Here is an 8,225-nt window from a genome sequence, read left to right on the forward strand (position 1 = left end):
TGTCCCGCGATGCGATGCAGCAGGTAGATCGCAATCGCGGGGCAAGCCCGCTCCCACCCAATCAGCCTAGCTGTTCGGGGTTGGCGGGAACGATCAGAATCCCCGCCCGCAAACCATTCTTGACCTTCGGGTTGGGGAAGATGATGCGCGCGCCCTGCTCCTCGACGATCCAGCGGGTGTCGGCGATATCCTCGGCCAGCAGGTAGCCGGGTTCGAGCTCCGAGAAGTTCTCTATATCCGCAGGCAGGTTCAGGCGAAAATGCTCGCTGTGCTTGATGATCTCGCGAGCCACGCTGAATAGCTGCAGGCCATCCAGGGCTTGAGGCTCTTCAGGCTCGGTGCCTTCGATGATCTGCTTGAGACGGGTCTCCAGGCGCTCGACATTGACCTGGCCGTTCTCCCCGAACGGCCGCGCCTTGCCCAGCTCCAGGGTGAAGGCTTCAGCCTCCAATTGCTCATAGGTGTAGGCGGTGAAGGTGATCGACACCTTGCTTTGCAGCAGCACCGCCTCCATGCCGGCCGCACTCAGGCGCGCCAGTTCGCGACGCGAATGCTGGCGACCTTCCTTGTACGGATAGAGGGCGAACTGCTCGATCTTCGAACCACGAATGGCGGTGTGCAGGTCGTAATGCAGGCGGGTGCGCTCGGGGACGCTGAAAAAAGTCGCCGCCAGGCGCTCCAGCTCACAGGCACGCAGGGCCTCGGCACCACTGGACTGATCGTGGCGGCCATTGAACAAGCGGTTGACGTCCTGCTCGATGTAACGCTCGCCGCGGCGGATCGCCTCGGGGTTGCCGAACAGGAACAGAATACGCGCACGCGGCTTGAGATCGCCGCGGGCAATGTCGTGCAGCAGCCGATCGAGCAACTCGATCGGTGCGGTTTCGTTGCCATGGATGCCCGCCGACAGCAGCAGGTCCTGGCCATTGTCACGAGCCTCGGGCGGGCGCACTTCGAGGGCGCCCTCGCCGAGCCAGCGCATGCGTACGCCGTCGACAGTCAGCTGGGTCTTCTCTGCCGGTTCGCGACCGGCCAGGGTCAGTTCAAGCAGTTTGCCGAGGGCGAGCATGGGCTATTCCTTAGTGATGGTGGCCGCAGTCGGGACCATGGACGTGTTCTTCATCGTCGCCGGCATCGGCCGGTTCCATTTCCAGCTGCAGGCTGACCAGGTTGGTGGCCAGCGGACGCAGCAGCAAGTTGGCATACTCGGCATCGTCTTCTTCGACGTCGACGCCGATCAGCAGCTGACCACGGCCATCCTGCTGAATCCATACCTCCTTGCCTTGCCAGACCACCGCAAAGCGGGTGCAGGAAGTTTCCAGCTGGGTGCCATCGTCATCTTCAAGGATCAGCTGCAGGGCGTCGGACATAGTCGAATTCTCTCTCAAGGTTGAAGTTGGAACGGATAGACCGAACCCAGTTTGAGGATCTGAGTCAGTTCATCCAGGGCCGTACGACATTCCAGCAACAACTGCGGATCGGCCAGGTCGGTTTCGCTCAGGCGATCACGGTAGTGCTTGTCAACCCATTGGGTCAGGGTGTCGTACAGCGGTGCGGTCATGATAACGCCTGGATTGACCGCCGCCAGTTCCGTTTCATTCAATGCCACGCGCAAGCGCAGGCACGCCGGCCCGCCACCGTTCTGCATGCTCTGCTTGAGGTCGAAGACCTTGACCTCGCTGACCGGTCCGCCAGAGCCGGTCAGTGACGACAGATACGCCCAGACCCGCTCATTGTTGTGGCACTCTTCCGGCACGATCAGCAGCATCGAACCATCGGCGCGAGACAGCAACTGGCTGTTGAACAGGTACGAACGCACGGCGTCCTCTACCGTGACAGCCGAGCGCGGCACGCAGATCGCCTTGAAGTTACCGCCTCGTTTAGCCAGTTTAGCCTGCAGTTGGCCAAGTATCGCCTCGGTCTCGAGGAAGGCATCTTCGTGGTAGAACAGCACTTCGCCGTTACCCACCGCGATCACATCGTTGTGGAACACGCCCTGGTCGATCACCGCCGGGTTCTGCTGGGCGTAGACCACGCCCTCCTCGCTCAGACCGTGCAGGCGGGCGACGGCTTGCGAAGCTTCGAGGGTCTGGCGCGCCGGGTATTTCTGCGGCGCCGGATAGCGGGTGTCGAAGGCGCTGCGCCCGTAGACGAAGAATTCGACACCGGCCTCGCCGTAGCTGCGGCAGAAACGGGTATGGTTGGCTGCACCTTCATCACCGAACTGCGCCACGGCCGGCAAGGCGGCGTGGTGGGCAAAGTGCTGCTGGTTGGCGAACATCGCGCCCAGCACACGGCTGGTAGTCGGGTGCTCGATACTGCGGTGATATTTGCAGTTGAGGTTGGCAGCCGTGAAGTGCACGCGACCGTCCGCCGTGTCGGCACTCGGGCTGACGGTAGCGGCATTGGCCACCCACATGCTCGATGCCGAGCAACTGGCGACCAGCAACGGCATGGCGTCCTTGGCGGCACGCTCGATCACTTGCGCATCGGTGCCGGCAAAACCCAGGCGGCGCAGCGCGGCCACGTCCGGACGCTCCTGCGGGGCCAGTACGCCCTGCTGGAAACCCATCTCCATCAACGCTTTCATCTTCGCCAGGCCCTGACGCGCCGCTTCCCGCGGGTTGGACGCCTGCTGGCTGTTGCTTTGCGAAGCAACGTTGCCGTACGACAGCCCGCCGTAGTTGTGCGTCGGTCCGACCAGACCATCAAAATTCACTTCAAACGATTTCATCGGCAAGGCTCCGTGGACCTTTTGTTATAGGGAGACGCCTGGCGTCAGTGTGGCAGGCAGGGTCAGGCTGGCGGTCTCCAGCGAGGCTACCGGGTAAGCACAGTAATCCGCCGCGTAGTAGGCGCTGGCGCGGTGGTTGCCGCTGGCACCCACTCCACCGAATGGTGCGCTGCTGGCGGCGCCGGTCAGTTGTTTATTCCAGTTGACGATGCCGGCGCGGCTTTGCAGCCAGAAGTACTGGTAGCGCGCGTGGGAATCGGACAACAGGCCGGCTGCCAGGCCGTACTGGGTGTTGTTGGCCTCACTGATGGCCGCATCGAAATCGCTGTAGCGAATCACCTGCAGCAGCGGGCCGAAGAACTCTTCGTCAGGGCGATCGGCTACCGCGCTGACATCGATGATGCCCGGGGTCAGCAAGGCGGCCGTGGCCTGCGGCTGGGTCATTTGCAGCAGCGCGATACCACCGTTGCCCAGCAGTTGCGCCTGGGCATCGAGCAGTGCCTTGGCGGCGCCCAGGGAAATCACCGAACCCATGAACGGCGCCGGCTGCTGATCGAAAGCGCCGACCGAGATGTTCTTGCTCACCTCGACCAGGCGCTTGAGCAGCGCATCGCCCCAGGCGCCTTGCGGCACCAGCAGGCGGCGTGCACAGGTGCAGCGCTGGCCGGCGGAAATGAACGCCGACTGAATGATGGTGTACACCGCGGCGTCCAGGTCCTTGACCTCGTCGACCACCAGCGGGTTGTTGCCGCCCATCTCCAGGGCCAGGATCTTCTCCGGACGGCCGGCGAACTGCTGGTGCAGCAGGTTGCCGGTGCGGCTGGAGCCGGTGAAGAACAAACCGTCGATGCCCGGGTTGGCAGCCAGGGCCACGCCAGTTTCGCGGGCGCCCTGGACCAGGTTGAGCACGCCTGCCGGCAGGCCGGCCTCGATCCAGCACTTGACCGTCAGCTCGGCGACTTTCGGGGTCAGCTCGCTGGGCTTGAACACCACGGTGTTACCGGCCAGCAGCGCCGGGACGATATGACCGTTGGGCAGGTGACCGGGGAAGTTGTACGGGCCGAACACCGCGACCACGCCATGGGGCTTGTGGCGCAGTACGGCGGTGGCATCGGCCAGCGGGCCGCTCTTTTCACCGGTGCGCTCGCGGTAGCTCTGTACCGAAATCGCCACCTTGTTGACCATGCTGGTCACTTCGGTCGTGGCTTCCCACAGCGGCTTGCCGGTTTCTTCACCGATGCAGCGCGCCAGTTCATCGGCATTGGCCTTGAGCGCGGCGGCAAAGGCTTCGAGCACACTGATGCGCGCCTCCAGCGACTGCAGCGCCCAGCCGGCAAAGGCCTGACGCGCGGCCTTGACGGCGCTGTCAACCTGCTCGGCGCTGGCGCCCTGGCCTTGCCAGACAACCTGCTGGCTAACCGGATCGAGCGATTGCAGCGCTTCGCCCTGCCCTGCCTGCCAGCTGCCGGCGATAAAGTGAGTCGTCATTATTTGGCCTCCCGGGCAGCGGACAGTGGTACGGCACGCACCTGGTCACCGGCGCTCAGGCGCAGGCGTTTGGCGGTCTGTGGGTCGACCACCAGGGTGCCGGCGGCAAAGCGCGCAGGTGCGGCGGTGATGCGGCAGTCTTCGCGCTTGCGGTTGTGAATGATGAACGGGGTCGCGTCGTCGCCCGGGGTACCGACGGCCAGTACCAGCGCCTCGCTGTCGTGCACTGCGCGGATCTTGGCGGTTTCGCACTCCACCGCAGGGCCCGCGTCGAAGATGTCGACATAGCCCTGGTAGCTGAAACCTTCGCTTTTGAGCATTGCCAGCGCCGGCTCAGTGTCGGTGTGCACCCGGCCGATGACGTTGCGCGCCGCTTCCGAGAGGAAGCAGGTGTACAGCGGGAACTTGGGCATCAGCTCGGCAATAAAAGCCTTGTTGCCGACGCCGGTCAGGTAATCGGCCTGGCTGAATTCCATCTTGAAGAAGTGCCGGCCCAGGCTTTCCCAGAACGGCGAACGGCCCTGTTCGTCGGACATGCCGCGCATTTCAGCGATGATCTTGTTGCCGAACAGCTCCGGGAACTCGGCGATGAACAGCAGGCGCGCCTTGGCCAGCAAGCGGCCATTGAGGCCACTGCGGTGGTCGCCACGCAAGAACAGTGAGCACAGCTCGGAGTTGCCGGTCAGGTCGTTGGCCAGGAACAGGGTGGGGATTTCCCGATAGATGTTCAGTTCCTGGGAAGCGCTGACGGTCAGGCCGACCCGGTAGTTGTACCAGGGCTCACGCAGGCCGACCGCACCGGCGATGGCGGAGATACCCACCACTACGCCTTCGTCGTTTTCCAGCACGAACAGGTAATCGGCATCACCGCGTTCGGCTTCGCCACGGAAAGTCTTCTCGGCCCAGCCGACCCGGTGTGCCAGGCGCTCTTCGTTGGCCGGCAAGGTGGTCAGGCCGGTGCCGGTGCTGCGCGCCAGCTCGATCAGCGCAGGTAAATCGCTGCTGCGTACGGGACGAACGATCATGCTATCTCCTCGGGCGGCGGCCTTGGGCCTGCCGCAAAACTCGACCTGGGTGCTCGGTTATCGAACCGCAGGGATCAAACCGCGACCAGACGGACGCTGGCGCCTTCACCGACGCCCAGGGCTTCGGCAGCTTCAAGACTCAGGCTGACCGGCTTGCCGGGTGCCCAGTCGAGCTCCAGCAGCACCGCGCGGTAATCCTGCAACTGGCCGTTGCTGACCAGGTACGGGCGCCCGCCCTTGCTGGCGGCATCGTCCAGCTTGACCGGCATCACCCGGCTCTGGGCAATCGAACGGATAGCGGAAACCCGCGCATGCAGGGTCGGACCGCCGTCGAAAATGTCGATGTAGTGATCGGTCTCGAAGCCTTCGCGCATCAGGATGTCGAAGGTGATCTGCGCCCGCGGGTGCACCTGGCCCATGGCCTCCTGCGCGGCATCCGGCAGCAAGGGCACGTAGATCGGGTAATGCGGCATCAGCTCGGCCAGGAAGGTCCGGCTCTTGAGACCGCACAGGCGCTCGGCCTCGGCGTAGTTGAGGTCGAAGAAGTTGCGCCCGATGGCATCCCAGAACGGCGAATCGCCATGCTCGTCGCTATAGCCGACGATTTCGGTGACCACCGACTCGGCGAAGCGTTCCGGGTGGGCGGCCATGAACAGCAGGCGGCCACGGGAGTTGAGCTCGGCCCAGCCGCTGCCGACCAGCTCCGGCAGCACGTAGAAGCTGGTCAGCAGGCTGTTGCCGGTCAGGTCGTGGCATTGCGACAGGACGTGAATCTTGTTGTGGATCTTCAGCTCCCGGGACGCATGCACGAAGGTCTCGTTGCGAAAGCTGTAGAACGGCTCGGAATAGCCAGCTGAGGCGACGATGGCCGAACAGCCGACCAGCTTGCCGGTGCTGCTGTCTTCAAGGACGAAGAAATAGCTCTCTTCTCCGTTGAAGCTGACTTCGGCAGCGAAGGACGTTTCCGAAGCGGCAATCTTGTCGCTCAGGCGACCGGCATCATCCGGCAAGGACGTGACACCAATGGGGCTGTCTGCGGCAAGACGCTGTACTTCACCCAGATCAGCCATTTGCGCGGGGCGCATCACCAGCATGGTGTCACTCCTTTCGGGAAAACAGGCCGACATCCGCCGGCTCAAAGAAAAACAGCAGGCGCCCGCAGGCACCTGCTCTGGAATTCGGTTTCACCGGCCCGGCAGGGCCGATGAAAGGACTTCAGGCTTGAATCAGGCCTGAGTCAGTTTTGCTGCAGCGCGCTCGAAACGGTCCAGGCCTTCATCGATATCAGCATCCTCGACCACCAGGCTCGGGGCGAAACGCACGACGTCTGGGCCGGCTTGCAGCACCATCAGGCCTTCTTTCTCGGCGGCGTTGAAGACATCCTTGGCCTTGCCTTTCCAGGCCTCGGACAGCACGCAACCGATCAGCAGGCCAACCCCACGTACCTGGGTGAACAAGCCGTATTTCTCGCCGATCTGCTCCAAGCGTGCCTTGAACTTCTGGTGCTTGGCCTTGACGCCGGCCAGCACTTCAGGGGTGTTGACCACATCCAGCACCGCGCTGGCGACGGCACAGGCCAGCGGGTTGCCGCCGTAGGTGGTGCCGTGGGTGCCGACGGCCAGGTGCTTGGCCAGGTCTTCGGTGGTCAGCATGGCGCCGATCGGGAAACCGCCGCCCAGGCTCTTGGCACTGGAGAGGATGTCCGGAGTCACGCCGTAGTGCTGGTAGGCAAACAACGAGCCGGTACGGCCAACGCCGGTCTGCACTTCGTCGAAGATCAGCAGCGCGTTGTGCTTGTCGCACAGCTCGCGGGCGCCTTGCAGGTAGGCAACGTCAGCCGGGACCACACCGCTCTCGCCCTGGATCGGCTCGATGACCACGGCGCAGGTCTTGTCGGAAATCTGCGCTTTCAGCGCTTCCAGGTCGTTGTACGGCACGTGGCTGATACCCGTGATTTTCGGCCCGAAACCGTCAGAGTACTTCGGCTGGCCGCCGACGCTGACGGTGAACAGGGTGCGACCGTGGAAGCTGTTAACGGTGGCGATGATCTCGTGCTTCTCGGGGCCGAAACGGTCGTGGGCGACACGCCGGGCCAGTTTGAACGCCGCCTCGTTGGCTTCGGCGCCGGAGTTGCAGAAGAACGCACGGTCGGCGAAGGTCGCATCGACCAGCTTGTGCGCCAGGCGCAGGGCCGGCTCGTTGGTGAACACGTTGGACACGTGCCACAGCTTGTTGGCCTGCTCGGTCAGGGCGCCAACCAGCGCCGGATGGGCATGGCCAAGGACGTTAACGGCGATGCCGCCGGCGAAATCGATCAGCTCGCGGCCCGCCTGATCCCAGACGCGGGAGCCCGCTCCACGGACGGGAATGAAAGCCGCCGGTGCATAATTGGGGACCATCACCTGGTCGAAATCGGCGCGTTGCACCGGAGCTTGCTCAACGGACATCGGAGTCTCCTGAAGAGGAACGCCTGCCTGGAACTGGCGAGCGATGGGGGGATTGTAAGGACAGATCGGCGCCTGACCTTGCCGCCAAGCGACAACTTCTTATAGCGCCAAACCCTGTTTTACCAAGGCTTACGGCAATGCGACAAATAGGGTCGCAAAGGCGCAGTTTAAACGCTGCGGGTGTGGTGGGGACACAACTGTATTCGGGCTGCTGCGCAGCCATCGCCGGCAAGGCCGGCTCCCACAAGGGGCTCTGCATACACAAGAACTGTGGGAGCAACTGTCTTGATCAGGCTGTTTGCTCTCGCCAAGGGGTATTGTCCCGCAGCATTGCATTCAGCCTGACAATCAGCACCCGCATGCAAGCTACGAGTGCCACCTTGGCGCACTTGCCACGTGCCCGAAGTGCTTCGTAGCGTGCTTTAAATTCTGTGTTGTGACGGATGATGATCCAGCTCGACATGTACAGCACTCGCCTTACATGGGCCCGACCACCCCATATCTGGCGGTGCCCTCGATGGCTACCACTAT

The 8,225-nt window shown here is 63.3% G+C and carries 8 protein-coding genes; all 8 read right to left on the reverse strand.

Annotated elements, in window-relative coordinates:
- Positions 1–61: 61 nt before the first annotated feature.
- Positions 62–1,069 carry a succinylglutamate desuccinylase gene (astE, locus tag JV241A_RS17250; RefSeq protein WP_115088131.1) on the reverse strand — a complete coding sequence of 336 codons (1,008 nt, stop codon included), beginning with the start codon at positions 1,067–1,069 and terminating at the stop codon, positions 62–64.
- A gap of 10 nt (positions 1,070–1,079) precedes the next feature.
- Positions 1,080–1,370 carry a topoisomerase II gene (locus JV241A_RS17255; RefSeq protein ID WP_115088132.1) on the reverse strand — a complete coding sequence of 97 codons (291 nt, stop codon included), beginning with the start codon at positions 1,368–1,370 and terminating at the stop codon, positions 1,080–1,082.
- 14 nt (positions 1,371–1,384) lie between these two features.
- Complete coding sequence (gene astB / locus JV241A_RS17260) at positions 1,385–2,734, reverse strand: N-succinylarginine dihydrolase (protein WP_115088133.1); 1,350 nt, start codon at positions 2,732–2,734, stop codon at positions 1,385–1,387.
- 24 nt (positions 2,735–2,758) lie between these two features.
- Entirely contained in the window at positions 2,759–4,225 is a 1,467-nt protein-coding gene (gene astD, locus JV241A_RS17265; RefSeq protein WP_166675710.1) for a succinylglutamate-semialdehyde dehydrogenase, read from the reverse strand.
- Positions 4,222–5,247 (reverse strand): arginine N-succinyltransferase, encoded by a 1,026-nt coding sequence (gene astA, locus JV241A_RS17270; protein WP_115088135.1) that lies wholly within the window; start codon positions 5,245–5,247, stop codon positions 4,222–4,224. Before astA ends, astD begins: the two co-directional genes overlap by 4 nt.
- 74 nt (positions 5,248–5,321) lie before the next feature.
- Positions 5,322–6,341, reverse strand: a complete 1,020-nt coding sequence (aruF, locus tag JV241A_RS17275; protein ID WP_134063681.1) for an arginine/ornithine succinyltransferase subunit alpha — start codon at positions 6,339–6,341, stop codon at positions 5,322–5,324.
- Between the two features lie 132 nt (positions 6,342–6,473).
- Positions 6,474–7,694 (reverse strand): aspartate aminotransferase family protein, encoded by a 1,221-nt coding sequence (locus JV241A_RS17280; RefSeq protein ID WP_134063683.1) that lies wholly within the window; start codon positions 7,692–7,694, stop codon positions 6,474–6,476.
- A 289-nt stretch (positions 7,695–7,983) separates the two neighbouring features.
- Positions 7,984–8,225: transposase (locus tag JV241A_RS17285; protein ID WP_166675708.1), on the reverse strand; the 242-nt coding region annotated here is incomplete at its 5' end.

It is taken from the genome of Pseudomonas sp. JV241A, assembly GCF_900275665.1.
In the GTDB taxonomy this organism is placed as follows: Bacteria; Pseudomonadota; Gammaproteobacteria; order Pseudomonadales; family Pseudomonadaceae; genus Aquipseudomonas; species Aquipseudomonas wadenswilerensis.